Origin of the sequence: Pseudomonas flavescens (assembly GCF_013408425.1) — a bacterium.
In the GTDB taxonomy this organism is placed as follows: Bacteria; Pseudomonadota; Gammaproteobacteria; order Pseudomonadales; family Pseudomonadaceae; genus Aquipseudomonas; species Aquipseudomonas fulva_A.
In genome coordinates, this window is record NZ_JACBYV010000001.1 from 2,687,758 (window position 1) to 2,705,779 (window position 18,022).

At 62.4% G+C, this 18,022-nt stretch carries 14 protein-coding genes, 4 tRNA genes and 1 pseudogene; 4 read left to right on the forward strand and 15 right to left on the reverse strand.

Features of this window, described 5'->3' with window-relative positions; translation table 11 throughout:
• Positions 1-49: 49 nt before the first annotated feature.
• From FHR27_RS11975 to leuC, 6 genes are all read right to left on the reverse strand, one after another.
• A complete protein-coding gene (locus FHR27_RS11975) occupies positions 50-1,060 on the reverse strand; it encodes an aspartate-semialdehyde dehydrogenase (RefSeq protein WP_179538682.1) in 1,011 nt (336 codons plus the stop codon).
• A gap of 138 nt (positions 1,061-1,198) precedes the next feature.
• Positions 1,199-2,311 carry an aspartate-semialdehyde dehydrogenase gene (asd, locus tag FHR27_RS11980; protein WP_179538683.1) on the reverse strand — a complete coding sequence of 371 codons (1,113 nt, stop codon included), beginning with the start codon at positions 2,309-2,311 and terminating at the stop codon, positions 1,199-1,201.
• A 54-nt stretch (positions 2,312-2,365) separates the two neighbouring features.
• Complete coding sequence (gene leuB, locus FHR27_RS11985; RefSeq protein ID WP_179538684.1) at positions 2,366-3,448, reverse strand: 3-isopropylmalate dehydrogenase; 1,083 nt, start codon at positions 3,446-3,448, stop codon at positions 2,366-2,368.
• A gap of 171 nt (positions 3,449-3,619) precedes the next feature.
• The gene (locus FHR27_RS11990; protein WP_179538685.1) at positions 3,620-4,378 is read right to left on the reverse strand and encodes a class I SAM-dependent methyltransferase; all 759 of its coding nucleotides are present in this window, start codon (positions 4,376-4,378) and stop codon (positions 3,620-3,622) included.
• 27 nt (positions 4,379-4,405) lie between these two features.
• Positions 4,406-5,053 (reverse strand): 3-isopropylmalate dehydratase small subunit, encoded by a 648-nt coding sequence (leuD, locus tag FHR27_RS11995; protein ID WP_042553069.1) that lies wholly within the window; start codon positions 5,051-5,053, stop codon positions 4,406-4,408.
• A gap of 10 nt (positions 5,054-5,063) precedes the next feature.
• Positions 5,064-6,491 (reverse strand): 3-isopropylmalate dehydratase large subunit, encoded by a 1,428-nt coding sequence (gene leuC, locus FHR27_RS12000; protein ID WP_042553070.1) that lies wholly within the window; start codon positions 6,489-6,491, stop codon positions 5,064-5,066.
• Between the two features lie 156 nt (positions 6,492-6,647).
• Here leuC and FHR27_RS12005 point away from each other — a divergent pair, with 156 nt between their 5' ends.
• Positions 6,648-7,553, forward strand: coding sequence for a LysR family transcriptional regulator (locus FHR27_RS12005; protein WP_042553071.1), 906 nt, complete (start codon positions 6,648-6,650; stop codon positions 7,551-7,553).
• Positions 7,554-7,646: 93 nt separating this feature from the next.
• Positions 7,647-10,574 carry a bifunctional diguanylate cyclase/phosphodiesterase gene (locus FHR27_RS12010; protein WP_179538686.1) on the forward strand — a complete coding sequence of 976 codons (2,928 nt, stop codon included), beginning with the start codon at positions 7,647-7,649 and terminating at the stop codon, positions 10,572-10,574.
• A gap of 52 nt (positions 10,575-10,626) precedes the next feature.
• On the opposite strand, the gene FHR27_RS12015 is transcribed toward FHR27_RS12010, so the two are convergent.
• Positions 10,627-11,073 (reverse strand): Hsp20 family protein, encoded by a 447-nt coding sequence (locus FHR27_RS12015; protein ID WP_042553073.1) that lies wholly within the window; start codon positions 11,071-11,073, stop codon positions 10,627-10,629.
• Positions 11,074-11,189: 116 nt separating this feature from the next.
• Between FHR27_RS12015 and FHR27_RS12020 the strand changes: the two genes are divergently transcribed.
• On the forward strand, positions 11,190-11,936 hold the full coding sequence (locus FHR27_RS12020) for an SDR family oxidoreductase (RefSeq protein WP_179538687.1): 747 nt from the start codon (positions 11,190-11,192) through the stop codon (positions 11,934-11,936).
• A gap of 9 nt (positions 11,937-11,945) precedes the next feature.
• Here the strand turns inward: FHR27_RS12020 and FHR27_RS12025 are convergent, their stop codons facing one another.
• On the reverse strand, positions 11,946-12,923 hold the full coding sequence (locus tag FHR27_RS12025; RefSeq protein WP_179538688.1) for a tRNA dihydrouridine synthase: 978 nt from the start codon (positions 12,921-12,923) through the stop codon (positions 11,946-11,948).
• A 183-nt stretch (positions 12,924-13,106) separates the two neighbouring features.
• Here FHR27_RS12025 and FHR27_RS12030 point away from each other — a divergent pair, with 183 nt between their 5' ends.
• Positions 13,107-13,496 (forward strand): hypothetical protein, encoded by a 390-nt coding sequence (locus FHR27_RS12030; RefSeq protein ID WP_179538689.1) that lies wholly within the window; start codon positions 13,107-13,109, stop codon positions 13,494-13,496.
• Between the two features lie 3 nt (positions 13,497-13,499).
• Here the strand turns inward: FHR27_RS12030 and FHR27_RS12035 are convergent, their stop codons facing one another.
• The 7 genes and pseudogenes from FHR27_RS12035 to FHR27_RS12065 all read right to left on the reverse strand — a co-directional run bounded on the left by FHR27_RS12035 (position 13,500) and on the right by FHR27_RS12065 (position 18,011).
• The gene (locus FHR27_RS12035; protein WP_042553077.1) at positions 13,500-13,934 is read right to left on the reverse strand and encodes an acyl-CoA thioesterase; all 435 of its coding nucleotides are present in this window, start codon (positions 13,932-13,934) and stop codon (positions 13,500-13,502) included.
• 246 nt (positions 13,935-14,180) lie between these two features.
• Positions 14,181-14,256: transfer RNA gene (locus FHR27_RS12040), tRNA-Glu, on the reverse strand.
• Positions 14,257-14,303: 47 nt separating this feature from the next.
• Positions 14,304-14,379: transfer RNA gene (locus FHR27_RS12045), tRNA-Ala, on the reverse strand.
• A gap of 49 nt (positions 14,380-14,428) precedes the next feature.
• Positions 14,429-14,504, reverse strand: a tRNA-Glu gene (locus FHR27_RS12050).
• Between the two features lie 58 nt (positions 14,505-14,562).
• Positions 14,563-14,638, reverse strand: a tRNA-Ala gene (locus FHR27_RS12055).
• 146 nt (positions 14,639-14,784) lie between these two features.
• Positions 14,785-16,266 carry a glutamate--tRNA ligase gene (gene gltX / locus FHR27_RS12060; protein ID WP_042553078.1) on the reverse strand — a complete coding sequence of 494 codons (1,482 nt, stop codon included), beginning with the start codon at positions 16,264-16,266 and terminating at the stop codon, positions 14,785-14,787.
• A gap of 131 nt (positions 16,267-16,397) precedes the next feature.
• Positions 16,398-18,011: pseudogene (locus tag FHR27_RS12065) on the reverse strand (FMN-binding glutamate synthase family protein).
• Positions 18,012-18,022 lie beyond the last annotated feature (11 nt).

Below are 18,022 nucleotides of genomic sequence, written 5' to 3' on the forward strand. Positions count from 1 at the left end.
AGTATTTGCCAAGCTCGAATAGATCTTCAAATTTCCGGATAAGTATCTTTTACAGATGGTGTTTTATCAATAACTCGCCCAGTTGCACGGCATTCAAAGCCGCACCTTTTCGCACATTATCAGACACAATCCACAAAGTGAGCTCGCTGGGGTCGTCCAAACCGCGCCGCACGCGGCCTACGTACACCTCATCCTGGCCAACGGCATCGCCGATGACGGTCGGATAATCCCCAGCATCGACCCGTTCTATGCCGGATGCCGCATCCAGCGCTGCAATGACCTTGTCCAGCTCTACAGGTGTAGATGACTGAACTGTCACGCTCAAGCTGTCGCCGAAGAAAACCGGCACCTGGTGACAACTGACCGCGACACTCAGCGAGGCATCATCGAACAACGCCTTGATGTCTTCGTTCACCCGGCGTTCCAGGCGACCGTGCCCCTGCGCGTCCGGTTCGTCTACCTGGGCCAGTACGTTGAAAGCCATCTGCCGATCGAACAGACGCGGCTCGAACGAACGGCCATTGAGCAACTCGGCCGTCTGCCGAGCCAGCTCGGACACCCCTTCCCTGCCACGGCTGGAAACCGCCAGCCCGGCGTCGATCACCAACCGACGCACCGATACCTGCTCTCTCAATGCGGCCAGCACCAGCGTTACCGCCACGGCGACCGAGGAAGGGCTGCTGAGCATGAATGGCGCCTCACGCCCCTCGAGCGCAGCGGCATTGACCTCGGGCACGACGCGGGGAGCCTGCTCGCACGGCAAGGCACCCGTTATGTCGATCAACGAGCAACCCGCCTTGCGCACCGCGTCGACATGGGCGAGGGTCACAGCCTGATCGGCGGCGAAGAACACCAGCTTCACGGCGCGAAAATCGAAACCGTCCACGGCACGCACACGCAGGTTGCGCCCCTTGTAGGCTAGCGTACGGCCGGCAGATTCGCTGCTGGCGAGCAGATGCAGATCACCGACCGGAAAATCGCGCTCTTCGAGAATCTGCAGCAGGGATTCGCCAACGCTGCCGGTGGCGCCGACGATGGCGATATCAAAGGTAGAAGTCATGAGGGGGAGCCTGACGCTCGATAGCTGAAACAGACCCGGCACTCTACCGAAAAGCAAAGGGGCGGGCGATGGCAATCGCAATGCGACCGCCATACACCCGCCCCTTCACGGCACGCGTGGTAGCGTGCCGTCAGCAGATCAACGTTCCAGCAGGATCCGCAGCATGCGGCGCAGCGGCTCGGCCGCCCCCCACAACAGCTGGTCACCCACGGTGAAGGCGCCCAGGTACTGCGAGCCCATGTTGAGCTTGCGCAAGCGCCCCACCGGTACGCTCAACGTACCGGTAACGGCAGTCGGGCCGAGGTCACGAATGCTCGCTTCACGATGGTTCGGCACCAGCTTGACCCAGGGGTTGTGCTGGCTGATCAGCCCTTCGATGTCGGACAGCGGTACGTCCTTGTTCAGCTTGATGGTCAGCGCCTGGCTGTGGCAGCGCATGGCGCCGATGCGCACGCAGATGCCGTCGACCGGGATCGGGTTCTTGAAACGACCGAGAATCTTGTTGGTTTCCGCCTGGGCCTTCCACTCTTCACGGCTCTGGCCGTTAGGCAGCTCCTTGTCGATGTAGGGAATCAGGCTGCCGGCCAGCGGCACGCCGAAGTTGTCGACCGGAAAGACATCACCACGCATGGCCTCGGCCACCTTGCGGTCGATGTCGAGGATGGCGCTGGCCGGGTCGGCCAGGTCGTCGGCGACACTGGCGTTGACCGCGCCCATCTGCTTGATCAGCTCGCGCATGTTCTGCGCGCCGGCACCCGAGGCCGCCTGATAGGTCATGGCGCTCATCCACTCGACCAAGCCGGCTTCGTAGAGACCACCCAGCGCCATCAGCATCAGGCTGACGGTGCAGTTGCCACCGATGTAGTTGCGTGTGCCCAGGTCGAGTTGATGGTCGATGACCTTGCGGTTGACCGGGTCGAGCACGATCACCGCGTCGTCGGCCATGCGCAGCGAGGACGCCGCATCGATCCAGTAGCCTTTCCAGCCGGCTTCGCGCAGCTTGGGGAAGACTTCGTTGGTGTAGTCGCCACCCTGGCAGGTGAGAATCACGTCCAGACCTTTCAGCTCATCGATGCTGTAGGCATCCTTGAGCGTTTCGGTTTCCTTGCCGATGGCCGGGCCCTGGCCGCCGACATTGGAAGTAGTGAAGAACACCGGCTCGATCAGATCGAAATCCTGTTCTTCCAGCATGCGCTGCATGAGCACGGAACCCACCATGCCACGCCAACCGATAAGACCTACACGTTTCATAACCACTACACCTATATGAACAAGCCGCCGGACACTTTCCAGCGGCCTGGAAGATTACAGACTACGCAGCGCTTCGACTACCGCATCACCCATTGCCGCGGTGCCGACCTTGGTCGTACCTGCCGAGTGGATGTCACCGGTACGCAGGCCCTGATCGAGCACGCGGCTCACGGCCAGTTCGATGGCATCGGCGGCCTGAGCTTGGTTGAAGCTGTAACGCAGCATCATGGACACCGACAGGATGGTCGCCAACGGGTTGGCAATGCCCTGCCCGGCGATATCCGGCGCCGAACCGTGACACGGCTCGTACATGCCCTTGTTGTTGGCATCCAGCGAAGCGGACGGCAGCATACCGATGGAGCCGGTGAGCATCGACGCTTCGTCGGACAGGATGTCGCCGAACATGTTGTCGGTGACCATCACGTCGAACTGCTTGGGTGCGCGCACCAGCTGCATGGCAGCGTTGTCGACGTACATATGGCTCAGTTCGACATCCGGGTAATCCTTGGCCACTTCCTCGACCACGGCACGCCACAGCTGGCTGGACGCCAGCACGTTGGCCTTGTCCACCGAGCACAGCTTGTTGCCCCGCACGCGAGCCATGTCGAAACCGACCTTGGCGATGCGACGGATCTCGCTTTCGCTGTAGGGCAGCGTGTCGTAGGCCATGCGCTCGCCATTATCGAGCACTTTGCTCTCGCGGGGCTGGCCGAAATAGATGCCACCGGTCAGCTCACGCACGATGAGGATGTCCAGGCCAGCGACCACTTCGGGCTTGAGCGAGGACGCATCGGCCAGCTGCGGATAGAGGATCGCCGGACGCAGGTTGGCGAACAGGCCCAACTGCGAACGGATTTTCAGCAGACCGCGCTCCGGACGGATGGCCGGGTCGATCTTGTCCCACTTCGGCCCACCCACTGCGCCAAGCAGTACGGCATCGGCAGCGCGTGCGCGCTCCAGGGTTTCGTCTGCCAGGGGCACACCGTATTTGTCCACCGCAGCGCCACCCAATTCGTCGAACGACAGTTCGACGTCCAGCGCGAACTTGTCGTTGGCCAGACGCAGCACCTTGACCGCTTCGGCCATGATTTCAGGACCGATACCGTCGCCGGGGAGAACCAGAATCTGCTTGCTCATCGCTATTTCCTTCACGAAGCTCGAGGCGCATGCGCTAGGCGGCAAACGCGACATTATTTAGAAACCTGAGCGGGCCTGCGCCTATCGCCCTGCCGCGAGGGGCGCCATGTTCGGCGCCCGCGGGGCATGGGTCAATGGGGCGTCAGGCCCACTCGCTGATAACACGTAACCTTATTTTTCCGCCCAGAGCACCAGCACATCGGTGCTGAACGAGCCATCGGCAGCGATCTCGAAGTAATCGCGCACTTCCTCGCCCACCGCAGCCTGCAAGGCGCGAATGGCCTCGCGCATGACCGCAGGCGTACGCATGCGCTCGACCCACGACGCGAACTCCAGCCGCAGACGCTGCCGGGTGTGGCTGCGCACCTGCAAACCCGCTTCGCTGATCCGCTGCAGCCATTCAGACACCGAGTAGTCACGCACATGGCTGGTATCGCGCAGCACTTCAACGCTCTGCAAGTAGGTATCGAGCAGCGGCCTGCCCGGCGAGGCAACATCGATGAACGCCGCCACACCACCGGGCTTGAGCACCCGCCGCACGTCGCGCAGGGCAACCGCCAGGTCGCTCCAGTGATGGGCCGAGTAGCGACTGAACACGAAATCGAACTCGCCATCGGCAAATGGAAGCGACTCCGCAGCGCCATGCACCGTACGCAGGTTGTTCAAGCCCCGCTCGGCGGCAGCCTTGTCGACCACTGCGAGCATCTGCGCGGAGAGGTCGTAAGCCACCACGTCGCCAACCAGCGGCGCGACCTGAAAGCTGACATGCCCGGCGCCACAGCCCATATCCAGCACGCGGGCATCGCCTCGCCCCGCTACCTCGGCCTGCAACAGGGCGAACTCGCTGCCCTGTGCATGCACGGCGCTATTGAGATAAGCGTTGGCCTGCTCGCCAAACTGGCGTTGCACCACCTGCTCGTGACCTGACATCTATCCTGCTCCCTGAAGACCGCTGGCTTACTTGATCGCGCCGAACAACCAGGGCTGACGCTGCTGGTAACCGACTTCGAACGCGCGAATCGCATCGGCGTCCTGCAGGGTCAGGCCGATGTCATCGAGGCCGTTGAGCAGGCAGTGCTTGCGAAAGGCATCGACTTCGAAGCGGTACTGCACGCCATCGGGTCGAGTGACGGTCTGCGCCGCCAGGTCGACGGTCAGTTGATAGCCTTCCTGAGCCTCGGCCTGTTCGAACAGGGCATCGACCTCCTCCTCAGCCAGAATGATCGGCAGCAGGCCATTCTTGAAGCTGTTGTTGAAGAAGATATCGGCGAAGCTCGGTGCGATCACGGTACGGAAACCGTACTCGTCCAGCGCCCAGGGGGCGTGCTCACGGCTCGAGCCACAGCCGAAGTTCTCGCGCGCCAGCAGCACGCTGGCGCCCTGATAGCGCGGAAAGTTGAGCACGAAGTCCTTGTTGATCGGCCGATTGGAGTTGTCCTGATTCGGCTGCCCGACATCCAGATAACGCCACTCATCGAACAGGTTTGGGCCAAAGCCGGTACGCTTGATCGACTTGAGAAACTGCTTGGGGATGATCTGGTCGGTGTCGACGTTGGCGCGATCCAGCGGAGCGACCAGGCCGGTGTGTTGAGTGAAAGGTGTCATGTCGTGCTCCTCAGGCCTGGATCAATTCGCGAACGTCGATGAAGCGACCGGTCACCGCAGCGGCGGCAGCCATGGCCGGGCTGACCAGGTGGGTACGGCCACCGGCGCCCTGGCGGCCTTCGAAGTTGCGGTTGGAGGTCGACGCGCAATGCTCGCCGTTGCCGAGTTTGTCCGGGTTCATCGCCAGGCACATGGAGCAGCCTGGCTCACGCCATTCGAAACCGGCCTCGATGAAGATCTTGTCCAGCCCTTCGCTTTCCGCTTGGGCCTTTACCAGACCGGAGCCTGGAACGACCAGCGCCTGCTTGATGGTGCTGGCGACCTTGCGCCCCTTGGCCACTTCAGCGGCGGCACGCAGGTCTTCGATGCGCGAGTTGGTGCACGAACCGATGAACACGCGATCGAGCTGGATATCGGTGATCGGCTGGTTGGCGGCAAGGCCCATGTATTTGAGGGCGCGGGTGATCGAATCCTTTTTCACCGGGTCGTTTTCACGGGCCGGATCCGGGACGTTCTGATCGACGGCCAGGACCATCTCGGGGGAAGTCCCCCAGCTGACCTGCGGCTTGATGTCTTCGGCACGCAGCTCGACCACGGTGTCGAAATGCGCGTCGGCGTCGGACACCAGGTCACGCCATACGGCGACCGCCTGCTCCCAGTGCTCACCTTTCGGCGAATACGGGCGACCCTTGACGTAGTCCAGAGTCTTTTCATCCACCGCGACCAGGCCGACACGGGCACCGGCCTCGATCGACATGTTGCAGATGGTCATGCGCCCTTCGAGGGACAGCTCACGGATCGCGCTGCCGGCGAACTCCAGCGCGTGGCCATTGCCGCCGGCGGTGCCGATCTTGCCGATCACCGCGAGCACGATGTCCTTGGCAGTGACGCCGAACGGCAATTTGCCCTCGACCCGCACCTGCATGTTCTTCATCTTCTTGGCGACCAGGCACTGGGTGGCGAGCACGTGCTCGACCTCGGACGTGCCGATGCCATGGGCCAGCGCACCGAAAGCGCCGTGGGTAGAGGTATGCGAGTCACCGCAGACCACGGTCATGCCCGGCAGGGTAGCCCCCTGCTCCGGGCCGACCACGTGAACGATGCCCTGGCGCACGTCGTTCATCTTGAATTCGAGGATGCCGAAGTCGTCGCAGTTCTCGTCCAGGGTCTGCACCTGAATGCGCGAGACCTCGTCGGCGATGGCCTCGAGGCCGCCCTGGCGCTCGGCGCGGGTGGTCGGCACGTTATGGTCGGGCGTAGCAATGTTGGCATCGATGCGCCACGGCTTGCGCTGAGCCAGACGCAGACCTTCGAAGGCCTGGGGCGACGTCACTTCGTGAAGAATGTGGCGGTCGATGTAGATCAGCGACGAACCATCGTCGCGTCGCTTCACTTCGTGCATTTCCCACAACTTGTCGTAGAGCGTCTTGCCTGCCATCAGCCTGTCCTCATCGGTCTTTCTATGCCAGGGCAATAGCCCTTTGGCTTATGGGGTAATGCTACGACTCGTCGTCAAATTACTCAAATTCATATTTTTCATCCAAAGCATTCCCTGACAGAATGCGGCGATCATCGAACCAGCCTCGGAACTCCAATGGATCTCGCCACCCTCAACGCGTTTATCGCCATTGCCGAACTTGGCAGCTTTTCCGAGGCGGCCATACGCCTGCATCTCACTCAACCCGCGGTGAGCAAACGGATCGCCAGCCTGGAGCAACAGCTACGGGTACGCCTCTTCGACCGCCTGGGCCGCGAAGTGAGCCTGACCGAGGCCGGCCGCGCCTTGCTGCCACGCGCCTACCAGATTCTCAACGTACTGGAGGACACCCGCCGCGCGCTGACCAACCTCAACGGCGAGATCACCGGCCGCCTGACGCTCGCCACCAGTCACCACATCGGCTTGCACCGCCTGCCGCCGCTGCTGCGCGCCTTCACCCGCGCGCACCCCCAGGTCGCTCTGGACATCCAGTTTCTCGATTCCGAGGTGGCCTATGACGAGGTGTTCCATGGGCGCGCCGAGCTGGCGGTCATCACGCTGGCGCCGGATACCCGTGAGCCGGTACGCGCCGTGGCGGTGTGGGACGACCCTCTGGACTTCGTAACCGCCCCGGAGCATCCGCTGGCGCAGAGCAGCGGCGTGACGCTGGCCGATGTCGCCCTGCACCCGGCGGTGTTTCCCGGTGGCAATACCTTCACCCACCACATCGTGCAGCGCCTGTTCGAGGCCGAAGACCTGACCCCCAATATCGCCATGAGCACCAACTATCTGGAAACCATCAAGATGATGGTGTCCATCGGTCTGGCCTGGAGCGTGCTGCCACGCACCATGCTCGATGATCAGGTCGCACGCCTGCCTTTGCCGGGCATTCAGCTGTCGCGCCAACTGGGCTACATCGTGCACACGGAACGTACGCTGTCCAACGCTGCCAGGGCCTTCATGCAGTTGCTCGACAGTCATCGTGACAGCCTTGCTTTCGCGCCCGGGCAAAGGCTAACTTGATACCCATGCAGGCCATTTGCCGCCTGCGTCATGCTGCGTGCCACGGATAGCCTCACCGCATGTTCTGCCGTCCTTTTTTGTAGAGGAAGGGTTATGGGCAACTCCAATGACAAACGCCCGCCATTGCCCTACGTCCCAGCACTCGACCCTGCCGAGTTCGAGAAGACCTGGCACGACTCCCAGCACCTGCTGGCTGCCCTCAATGGCGCAGGGCTCGGCGCCTGGTTCTGGAACGTCGACACCGGCGAAGTGAACTGGTCACGCGGGGCGCAGAAGCTGTTCGGCATCGACCCCAACAGCCCGCTGAGCGCCCCCGTCGATTACATGGCGCTGATACCCGAAGAAGAACGCACTGAAGTGATGCGGATGTTCCAGGCCGTGCTCGACGGCTCGCCTACCGCCGAGCCGATCCGTCACCGCATCCATTGGCCGGACGGCAGCCTGCGCTGGCTGGAGATCACCGGCAGCCTGCAGGCCGGCGAGGCCGGGCAGCACAAGATGTTCGGGGTAATCCGCGACATCAGTCGCCAGCGCGCTCAGGAACAGGCACTGGCCGACAGCCAGGAGCGCCTGCGCATGGCCCTGGAGTCGGCGGACCTTGGCACCTGGGACTGGCACATCCCCAGCAATACCATGTTCGCCTCGGCAAGGGCAGCGACCTTGCACGGCTTGGCGGCCGAACCCTTCCACGGCCCCTTTCTGGATTTTTTCGCGCACGTTCCCCTGATGGATCGTCAGGCCATGCGCCAGGTATATCGGGACCTGCTGCCCAATGATGGACAGGATTATCAGGTCACTTACCGAACGGTACATCCAGGCAAGCAAACGCATTACCTGGAAAGCACCGCCAAACTGCATCGCGATGCCCAGGGTCAGCCCGTGCGCATGACCGGCATTCTTATCGACACCAGCGAACGCACGCTGCGCGAACAACGCTTGCAAGCCTCCGAGCGCAAATTCGCCACGGTATTCCAGGCCAGCCCGGACCCGATCTGCGTGACGACGCTTCCCGAAGGCCGCATTCTGGAGATCAACCCGGCGTTCACCCAGGCGTTCGGTTGGCAATCGGCGGAAATTACCGGGCGCAACATCTTCAAGCTCAAGCCCTGGCAAACCCTGCCCGCATCCTCAGGCCTGCGTCAGAAAATTCTCAACGGCACGGACCTCACCGACGAGCGCATCGACCTGATCGACCCCCTCGGCCGCAGCATGACTTGCGTTGTCTCCTGCCGGCGCCTGGAACTGAGCGGACAACCCTGCGTACTGAGCAAATTTCGAGACATCACCGAGCAGCAGCGTGCCGAGGCGGCGCTCAAGGCCAGCCAGGAGAAGTTCTCCAAAGCCTTTCACTCGAGCCCGGACGCCATCACCATCACCACCCGTGACAGCGGGCGCTATATCGAAGTCAATGACGGCTTCACGCGCCTGACCGGCTACAGCGCGGACGAGGTAATCGGCCAGACGTCCGCGCAAGTGAACATCTGGGCGGACGCCGAGCAACGTCGACGCATGCTCGATACGCTGCGCGGTGAAGGGCATATCCAGCGCATGGAAATGCGCGCCCGGGATCGCGACGGCAACTGCGTGGAGGTGGAAGTCTCGGTCGAGCAGATCGAACTGGACGGGCAGCCCTGCCTGCTGGTCACCGCCCGCGACATCGGCGAACTCAAGGCCGCCCAGGCGCAGATCCAGCACCTGGCCTATCACGACTCGCTGACCAACCTGCCCAACCGTGCCCTGCTGATGGATCGCCTGACCCAGCAGATCGCCCTGCTGCAACGCCATGGGCTACGCGGCGCGCTGCTGTTTCTCGACCTCGACCACTTCAAGCACATCAACGATTCGCTGGGCCATCCGGTCGGTGATGCGGTGCTCAAGCTGATCACCGCACGCCTGGAGGTCAGCGTGCGCGAGGAAGATACCGTGGCGCGCCTCGGCGGTGACGAGTTCGTGGTGCTGCTGACCGGCATCGAGGGCAAGCTCAATCAGGTGATCAGCCATGCCCGCAGCACTGCCGACAAGCTACGCAAACTACTCACCGAACCGATGCTGCTCGATGGTCACCGCCTGCAGGTAACCCCGAGCATCGGCATCGCACTCATCCCGGATCACGGCCAGACCCCGGCCGATCTGCTCAAGCGCGCGGATATCGCCCTGTACCGAGCCAAGGATTCCGGCCGCAATGCCATCCAGCTGTTCCACAGCACCATGCAGCACGCTGCCAGCGAGCGCCTGCGCCTCGAGAACGAACTGCGCATGGCCCTGGCCCGCGGGGAGTTCGAGCTCTATTTCCAACCTCAGGTAGACGCACGCAAGGACCAGATCATCGGTGCCGAAGCGCTGCTGCGCTGGGCGCACCCGACCCTGGGGGAGCAATCACCGGCGCTGTTCATCCATGTTCTGGAAGAAAGCGGGCTGATCCTCGAAGTCGGCGCCTGGGTGATGGTCGAAGCCTGTCACGTCTGCGCGCAGTTGCTGGAAGAACGCATCATCGACGAGAACTTCAGTCTCTGCGTGAACATCAGCACCCGGCAGTTCCGTCAGAGCGATTTCGTCGAACGGGTCGAACACTGCCTGCGCAAGAACAGACTGCCGCTTGGCATGCTCAAGCTGGAGATCACCGAAGGCATCGTCATTCAGGACATCGACGAAACCATCGCCAAGATGAATCGCCTGCGCAAGTTGGGGGTGAGCTTCGCCATGGACGATTTCGGCACCGGCTATTCGTCGCTCACTTACCTCAAGCGCCTGCCGGTGGACGTGTTGAAGATCGACCAGTCGTTCGTACGCGACGCCACCAGCAACCCCAGCGACGCGGAAATCATCCGCGCCGTGGTGGCACTTGGTTTGAGCCTGGGCCTGGAGGTCATCGCCGAGGGCGTGGAGCAACAGAGCCAGCTGGACTTTCTGCAGAGCCAGGGCTGCCACTGTTACCAGGGCTACCTGTTCAGCCGTCCGCAGCCGCTGAACGAGTTCCGCGCCTTGCTGGCCCACAGCATGCAACGCCCGCGGCTGGGCTGAAACGGAAAAGGCGCCAACCGGGCGCCTTTTCTCTCATTGCCGAAGCGAGAAATCAGCTCTCCAGCGCCGGACGCGCAGCGCCGATCGGGATACGCTTGGCCTTGGCCTCTTCCGGAACCAGACGCTCCAGCTCGATATTGAGCAGGCCGTTGACCAGATTGGCGCCTTTGACTTCGATATGGTCAGCCAACCGGAACGACAGCTTGAAGGAGCGCTGGGCGATGCCCTGATACAGGTAGGTGACGTTGTCGCCATTGCCCGCGCGCTTGCCCCCGGTCACGGTCAGCACACCGCGCTCGACCTGCAGATCCAGATCTTCATCCTGGAAACCGGCGGCTGCGATGACGATGCGGTACTGATCATCGGCATGCTTTTCGACGTTGTAGGGCGGATAGCTGCTGCTCGTCTCGTTGCGCATGGCGGACTCGAACAGGTCGTTGAAGCGGTCGAAGCCGATGGACTGACGAAACAGCGGGGTCATGGAAAAAGCGTTGCTCATGTTGAATCTCCTGATTTTTCAGCGAGTGATAAAGTGCGAGACCCGACTTCGGCATCCCGCAGTATTGAAAATGTGGACCACCAAAAAAATTTCAAGGGCTGGAAATGGAGTTTTCGATGAGCAAAGTGATCCTGATTACCGGCGCCAGCCGGGGCATTGGTGCCGCCACCGCTCGCCTGGCTGCGCAGCGTGGCTATGCGGTAGCGATCAACTATCGCCAGCAGGCCGGCGTGGCCGAAGCGCTGGCCAGTGAAATTGTCGAAGCTGGCGGCACAGCCCTGGCACTACAGGCAGACGTAGCAGACGAAGCGCAGGTGCACCGGCTTTTCGCCGAGATCGACGAGCACCTGGGGCGTCTCGACGCGCTGGTCAACAATGCCGGCATCCTGGAGCAGCAGATGCGCCTGGAGGCGATGAGCCTCGAACGCTGGCAGCGAGTCTTCGCCACCAACGTATTCGGCAGCTTCCTGTGCAACCGTGAAGCGGTGAAGCGTATGTCCACCCGCCAGGGCGGCCGCGGCGGGGCCATCGTCAACGTTTCATCGATCGCCGCCCGCCTGGGCGCTCCGGAGGAATACGTCGATTACGCGGCTGCCAAAGGTGCCGTCGACAGCATGACGATTGGCCTGGCCAAGGAACTGGCCGCCGACGGTATCCGCGTCAACGCGGTGCGCCCCGGGGTGATCGACACCGAGATCCACGCCAGTGGCGGCGAGCCGGAGCGTGTCGCCCGCGTTGCCGGGAGCATTCCCCTGGCGCGTGGCGGGCGCGTGGAAGAAGTGGCCGAAGCCATTCTGTGGCTGGCCAGCGAACAGGCCTCCTACACCACCGGCGCGCTGCTGGACGTCAGTGGCGGCCGTTGAGCGACCTGGCTAGCCTGCCTCACGGCCCTGATCGCGCGGCGCGAAGGCGACACCGAGCAACGCATCGATGTGCTCGCAACTGGTTTCGCGGCGCACCTGGGCGAACAGCTCAACGGCTTGCGGGTAACTGCGGGTAAGCATGGCCAGCCACTGCTTGAGCCGCCCCGGCGCATAGCGCGGGGAAATCTTGCGCCGTGCCTGCAACCAGAAGTCGGCCAGCAGCGGCTGCAGCTCCTCCCAGGTCATCACCCCGGCATCCTGCCCTGCCCGCGCAGCAGCGATCTGCCGCGCCAAGTCGGGCCGCGCGACCACGCCACGACCGAGCATGATGTCTTCGACGCCGCTCACCTCGCGGCAGCGCCGCCAGTCTTCCAGCGACCAGATATCACCGTTGGCGTAGACCGGAACCGCTACCGCCTCCTGAACCCGCGCCACCCACTCCCAGTGGGCCGGAGGCTTGTAACCCTCGACCTTGGTGCGGGCATGCACGACGATCTGCGACGCGCCACCTTCAGCGAGGGCCTGGGCACAATCGATGGCCCAGTCCTTGTGGTCGAACCCCAGGCGCATCTTGGCTGTAACGGGGATGGCGGCCGGCACGCTGCGGCGCACCTCGCAAAGAATCGCGTGCAACAGCTCCGGCTCCTTGAGCAGCACCGCCCCGCCCCGTGATTTGTTCACGGTCTTCGCCGGGCAGCCGAAGTTGAGGTCGATCACTGGCGCGCCAAGCCTGCAGGCGTAGGCGGCGTTGTCACCGAGGCATTGCGGGTCTGAGCCGAGCAGTTGCACGCGCAGCGGCGTACCCGCCGCGGTCCTGGCACCGTTGAACAACTCGGGAGCCAGCTTGCGGTAGGTGGATCGTGGCAATACCCGATCGGTGACACGAATGAACTCGGTGACGCACCAGTCGATGCCGCCGACCCGGGTCAGCACGTCGCGAAGGATTTCATCGACCAATCCTTCCATGGGCGCCAGGGCGATCTGCATAGCGACTCTCTCGAAAAATGACTGAAGCCCGACAAACACGGGAGGCGGCTGGAGCCGGTCACAGCCCCCGAAAACGGCGCGTAGTGTAACGGCGACCGACCAGCCAGGACAGCTACCGGTGAGCTGAACGTCCGACTGCCGCACGCAGTCCATTGCAATACCGATGCCTCGCCTGGAGCCCCAATGAGCCGACCTCTACTGACCGGCAGCTTGCTTGCACTGCTGCTGCACGCGCCCGCGGCCCTCGCGACAACGCCCATCTCCGAGGGCGTACCGATCGATCCGGCAGCCAGCGCCAAACTCATCGTCAGTCGCGACCGCAACGCGCCGAATGCCTGCGACTTGCAGTTGCGTGTCGACGAGCAGTTAGTGGTGCCGATACCCGCAGGCGAAAGCGTGACGCTGGACGTACCCAGCGGCGAGCGCAGCGTCGTGCTCACGCCGTCGCGGGAAGGCTTCTGCGCGCAGATCGATCTGGTCAGCAGTCAGTCGATCCTGCTGCAGCCCGGCGAAGTGCGGCGCTATCAGGCGATCTACGAAGAGCAGAAACTGTTTCTGGCGCCGCAGCAGTAGTACCTAGGAACTCGGCAGCGCCTTGCCGTAGCCCTCGATGAACTCGGCGGGCATGCGTTTCGGCTTACCGGTGGATAGCTCGATGCAAACGAAAGTGGTTTTTGCGCGAAGCAGCGTAGCGCCGTCCTGCGGGCGAACCAGCTGGAAGCAGCGATCCATCTTCAAGCGCTGATCGGACTCGACGATCCAGGTGCCGATCAACAACGCCTGACCTTCGTAGGCGCTGCTCAGGTAGTCGATCTCGTGACGTACCACCGCCATGGCGCGATCGAGGCGCCGGTACTCGACCAGATCCAGCCCGAGCGATTGCGAGTGGCGCCAGGCGCAACGCTCCAGCCAGGTGACGTAGACGGCATTGTTGGCATGCCCGAGGCCGTCGATGTCCTCACTGCCGACCAGCAGCTCGAGAGTGAAGGGATTGGGGCGATCCCACTTCACGAGTGACGCCCCGGACTGACGGCCAGCTCTCGTGCAGACCGTCGCGCAGCATCCATTGTCAGCCTCATACAACCTTCCTCTATCGACCAGCCCCTGTTCAGAGCCAGACATTAGGGGCTTTGGCTGCCGCCGCGCAAGCCGCATCTGAGACCGTGCGCCTGGCCGGCACGCTTTTTCGAACGCACAAAAACAAAAGGGCCACTTCGTGAGAAGTGACCCTTAAAAATCCCGCAGAGCGGGCAAAAATGGCGTCCCCTAGGGGACTCGAACCCCTGTTACCGCCGTGAAAGGGCGGTGTCCTAGGCCACTAGACGAAGGGGACGAAACCTTCGAAGAACAAGGCCAGCACTAGGCTGGCCTGTCGTGGATTGGTGGAGCTAGACGGGATCGAACCGTCGACCTCTTGCATGCCATGCAAGCGCTCTCCCAGCTGAGCTATAGCCCCAGAACCTTTCGGTCTGGCTGCAATGCCGAAGCACTGCAGCTGGAAATAATGGCGTCCCCTAGGGGACTCGAACCCCTGTTACCGCCGTGAAAGGGCGGTGTCCTAGGCCACTAGACGAAGGGGACGCAAAGCCCTTCTTTACAACTCAACCTGTTCCGAGGAACCGGTTGTGGCTATCGAGATTGGTGGAGCTAGACGGGATCGAACCGTCGACCTCTTGCATGCCATGCAAGCGCTCTCCCAGCTGAGCTATAGCCCCATCTCGAGGACGGGGCGCATGTTAAGTGCGGCCCCGCACCCTGTCAACAAAATTTTAGCCGGTGATGCGTTTTTTTTCGCTGACATAACAAACACTTACCTATCCAACCCGGTGTATCGGCAGGGAAAACGACCGGTGGCCAGGTATCAGGCGATGCTGGCCAGGAGTTTTTCCCATTCCTTGTTCTCTTTCTTCGACACGCCACCGAGCAACTCGATGGCCTGGCGCAGACGGAAACGGGTGAGATCCGGACCGAGGATTTCCATGGCGTCGAGTACCGACACCGAACTGGCCTGCCCGGTGACGGCAGCGAACATCAGCGGCATGGCATCGCGCAGTTTCAGCTCCTGGTGTTCGACCACCGCCTGAATGCAGCCGGTGATGCGCTCTTTCTCCCACTGCCGCAGGGCCTCGAGCTTCCACAGGATCAGTTGCATGAGCTGGCGCACCTGATCGTCGGAGAGCTTCTTGTGAGCGAACAGCGCTTTGTCCGGCTGCACTGCGCCGGCAAAGAAGAAGCTGGCCAGGGGAGCGATCTGACTGAAGGTTTCCACCCTGCCCTGTACATGCGGAGCGATCTGCATCAAGTAGTCGCTGTTGAACGCCCATTTCTGCACACCGGCGGCGAATTCTTCGACGCTCAGATCACGCATCCACTGACCGTTGAGCCAGGACAGCTTCTCCAGATCGAAAATCGGCCCACCCAGGGAAACACGCTGCACATCGAAGTTGGCGACCATCTCGTCCAGGGTGAACTTCTCGCGCTCGTCCGGCATGGACCAGCCCATGCGGCCCAGGTAGTTGAGCATCGCCTGAGGGAGGAAGCCCATGCGTTCGTAGAAGGTGATCGAGGTCGGGTTCTTGCGCTTGGACAGCTTGCTCTTGTCCGGATTGCGCAACAGCGGCATGTAGCACAGCTGCGGTTTTTCCCAACCGAAGTACTCGTACAGCAGGATCAGCTTGGGCGCCGACGGCAGCCACTCTTCGCCGCGCAGCACATGGGTGATCTTCATCAGGTGGTCGTCGACCACGTTGGCGAGGAAGTAGGTCGGCAGGCCATCGGTCTTCATCAGCACCTGCATGTCCATGCGATCCCACGGAATCTCGACATCGCCGCGCAGCATGTCGGGCACCACGCAGATACCCTCGCTCGGCACCTTCATGCGGATCACATGGGGCTCACCGGCAGCCAAGCGACGCTGCACGTCCTCTTCGGAAAGCAGCAGGCCACGACCGTCGTAGCGCGGCGTCTCGCCACGGGCGGTCTGTTCGGCACGCATCTGGTCGAGCTCTTCCGGGGTGCAGAAGCAGTAGAAGGCATGGCCCTTCTCGACCAGCTCCAGCGCGTACTTGCGATAGATCTCGCCGCGCTCGCTCTGCCGGTATGGACCATAAGGACCGCCAACGTCCGGGCCTTCGTTCCACTCGATGCCCAGCCAGCGCAAGGCGTCATAGATCTGCTGTTCCGACTCGCGGGTCGAACGCACCTGATCGGTGTCTTCGATGCGCAGGATGAACTCACCACCGTGCTGACGGGCGAAGCACAGGTTGAACAGGGCGATGTAGGCAGTGCCGACATGGGGATCGCCGGTTGGCGACGGTGCGATGCGAGTGCGGACGGTGGTCATGGAAGATCCCGGGACAATGGGGCGAAAACCAGCATGAGGCAGGGCCTGGAGGGTTTCCGCGGAAAGTGCGAATAGTAGCAGGGCCAGCCCCGATGGCTCCAGAGCGTCGCCCGCGCGGCATCGAGCAGACCCTAGCCAGGATAGGCCTCGAAGCTGTCTGCCCGTGCCATCTGCCACATGCGCCCGTAGAACTCACCCTCGATATGCGCATTCAGTAGCGCGCCAGGCTTGAGGAATACATGCAACTGCGAGTAGAGCTTGATCTCGCTGGCCGACATGCGCCGCACCAGATGCCGTGCTTCGAGCTGCGACGGATGGCTCAGACCTGCGGCCGCCAGCATCTCGGCGAGCCCCTTGAGGGTGTTGCGATGAAAACTGTGTACGCGCTCGGCCTTGTCAGGCACCACCAGCGCACGTTGCCGCAAAGCGTCCTAGGTCGCCACGCCGGTCGGGCACTTGTTGGTGTGGCAGCTCTGGCTCTGAATACAGCCCACCGCGAACATGAAGCCGCGGGCCGAATTCGCCCAATCGGCACCAAGCGCCAGAACGCTGGCGATGTCGAATGCACTGACGATCTTGCCGCTGGCGCCGATGCGAATCTTGTCGCGCAGACCACAGCCGACCAGGGTGTTGTGCACGAACAGCAGGCCTTCGCGCAAGGGCACGCCGATATGATCAGTGAACTCCAAAGGCGCGGCACCGGTACCGCCCTCTGCGCCGTCGATGACGATGAAGTCCGGCAGGACGCCACTCTCCAGCATGGCCTTGGCAATGCCCATGAACTCCCAGGGATGGCCCAGGCAAAGCTTGAAGCCCACCGGCTTGCCGCCGGACAGTTCGCGCAGTTGAGCGATGAACTGCATCATCTCCAGCGGCGTGGAAAAGGCACTGTGCCGTGAGGGTGACACGCAATCCTCCCCCATGGGCACGCCACGGGTAGCGGAAATCTCTTCGGTAACCTTGTGCTTGGGCAGGATGCCGCCATGGCCAGGCTTGGCGCCCTGGCTGAGCTTGATCTCGATCATCCGCACCTGAGGACTTTGTGCCTGGGTGGCGAAACGCTCGGGGTCGAACGCACCGGCCGCCGTACGGCAGCCGAAATACCCGCTGCCCAGCTCCCAGACCAGATCACCGCCGTGCTCGCGGTGATAGGGGCTGATACTGCCCTCCCCGGTGTCGTGATAGAAGTTGCCGCGCTTGGCGCCCTGGTTGAGCGCACGAATGGCGTTGGCACTGAGCGAGCCAAAGCTCATCGCCGAAATATTGAATACCGACGCCTCGTAGGGCTGCCGGCATTGCGGCCCACCGATCATCACCCGGAAACCGCAAGGATCGCTGACCGTTGCCGGGCGCATGGAGTGGCTGATGAACTCATAACCGGACTGATAGACGTTGATCAGGGTGCCGAACGGCTTGTCGGCGCCGTCGTTCTTGGCTCGCGCATAGACCAGCGAGCGCTGGGCTCGCGAAAATGGCAGCTCATCCTCGTCGGCCTCCAGCAGGTACTGGCGAATCTCGGGGCGAATGGCTTCGACCAGATAGCGGATATGGCCGAGAATCGGGTAATTACGGCGTACCGCATGGCGCCTCTGCAGCACGTCGGTGATGCCAACCAGGCTCAGAAAAGCACCGATCAGGGTGAACATCCATAGCCATTCATGGGCGCCAACCCATGGCAGGCTGGCCAGGGTAAAGAGCACACAGAAAGCAAAAAAGGCGTAACGGTTCAACAGCGACAGGCTCACGGGACATCCTT

What these genes read in the sequence shown, in the direction of transcription:
- FHR27_RS12005 (WP_042553071.1), top strand. Translation starts at nt 6,648, where the DNA reads ATGGATCTCGCCACCCTCAACGCGTTTATCGCCATTGCCGAACTTGGC.
- FHR27_RS11975 (WP_179538682.1), bottom strand. Translation starts at nt 1,060, where the DNA reads ATGACTTCTACCTTTGATATCGCCATCGTCGGCGCCACCGGCAGCGTT.
- FHR27_RS12015 (WP_042553073.1), bottom strand. Translation starts at nt 11,073, where the DNA reads ATGAGCAACGCTTTTTCCATGACCCCGCTGTTTCGTCAGTCCATCGGC.
- FHR27_RS12030 (WP_179538689.1), top strand. Translation starts at nt 13,107, where the DNA reads ATGAGCCGACCTCTACTGACCGGCAGCTTGCTTGCACTGCTGCTGCAC.
- FHR27_RS12025 (WP_179538688.1), bottom strand. Translation starts at nt 12,923, where the DNA reads ATGCAGATCGCCCTGGCGCCCATGGAAGGATTGGTCGATGAAATCCTT.
- leuD (WP_042553069.1), bottom strand. Translation starts at nt 5,053, where the DNA reads ATGACACCTTTCACTCAACACACCGGCCTGGTCGCTCCGCTGGATCGC.
- FHR27_RS12010 (WP_179538686.1), top strand. Translation starts at nt 7,647, where the DNA reads ATGGGCAACTCCAATGACAAACGCCCGCCATTGCCCTACGTCCCAGCA.
- asd (WP_179538683.1), bottom strand. Translation starts at nt 2,311, where the DNA reads ATGAAACGTGTAGGTCTTATCGGTTGGCGTGGCATGGTGGGTTCCGTG.
- leuC (WP_042553070.1), bottom strand. Translation starts at nt 6,491, where the DNA reads ATGGCAGGCAAGACGCTCTACGACAAGTTGTGGGAAATGCACGAAGTG.
- gltX (WP_042553078.1), bottom strand. Translation starts at nt 16,266, where the DNA reads ATGACCACCGTCCGCACTCGCATCGCACCGTCGCCAACCGGCGATCCC.
- leuB (WP_179538684.1), bottom strand. Translation starts at nt 3,448, where the DNA reads ATGAGCAAGCAGATTCTGGTTCTCCCCGGCGACGGTATCGGTCCTGAA.
- FHR27_RS11990 (WP_179538685.1), bottom strand. Translation starts at nt 4,378, where the DNA reads ATGTCAGGTCACGAGCAGGTGGTGCAACGCCAGTTTGGCGAGCAGGCC.
- FHR27_RS12020 (WP_179538687.1), top strand. Translation starts at nt 11,190, where the DNA reads ATGAGCAAAGTGATCCTGATTACCGGCGCCAGCCGGGGCATTGGTGCC.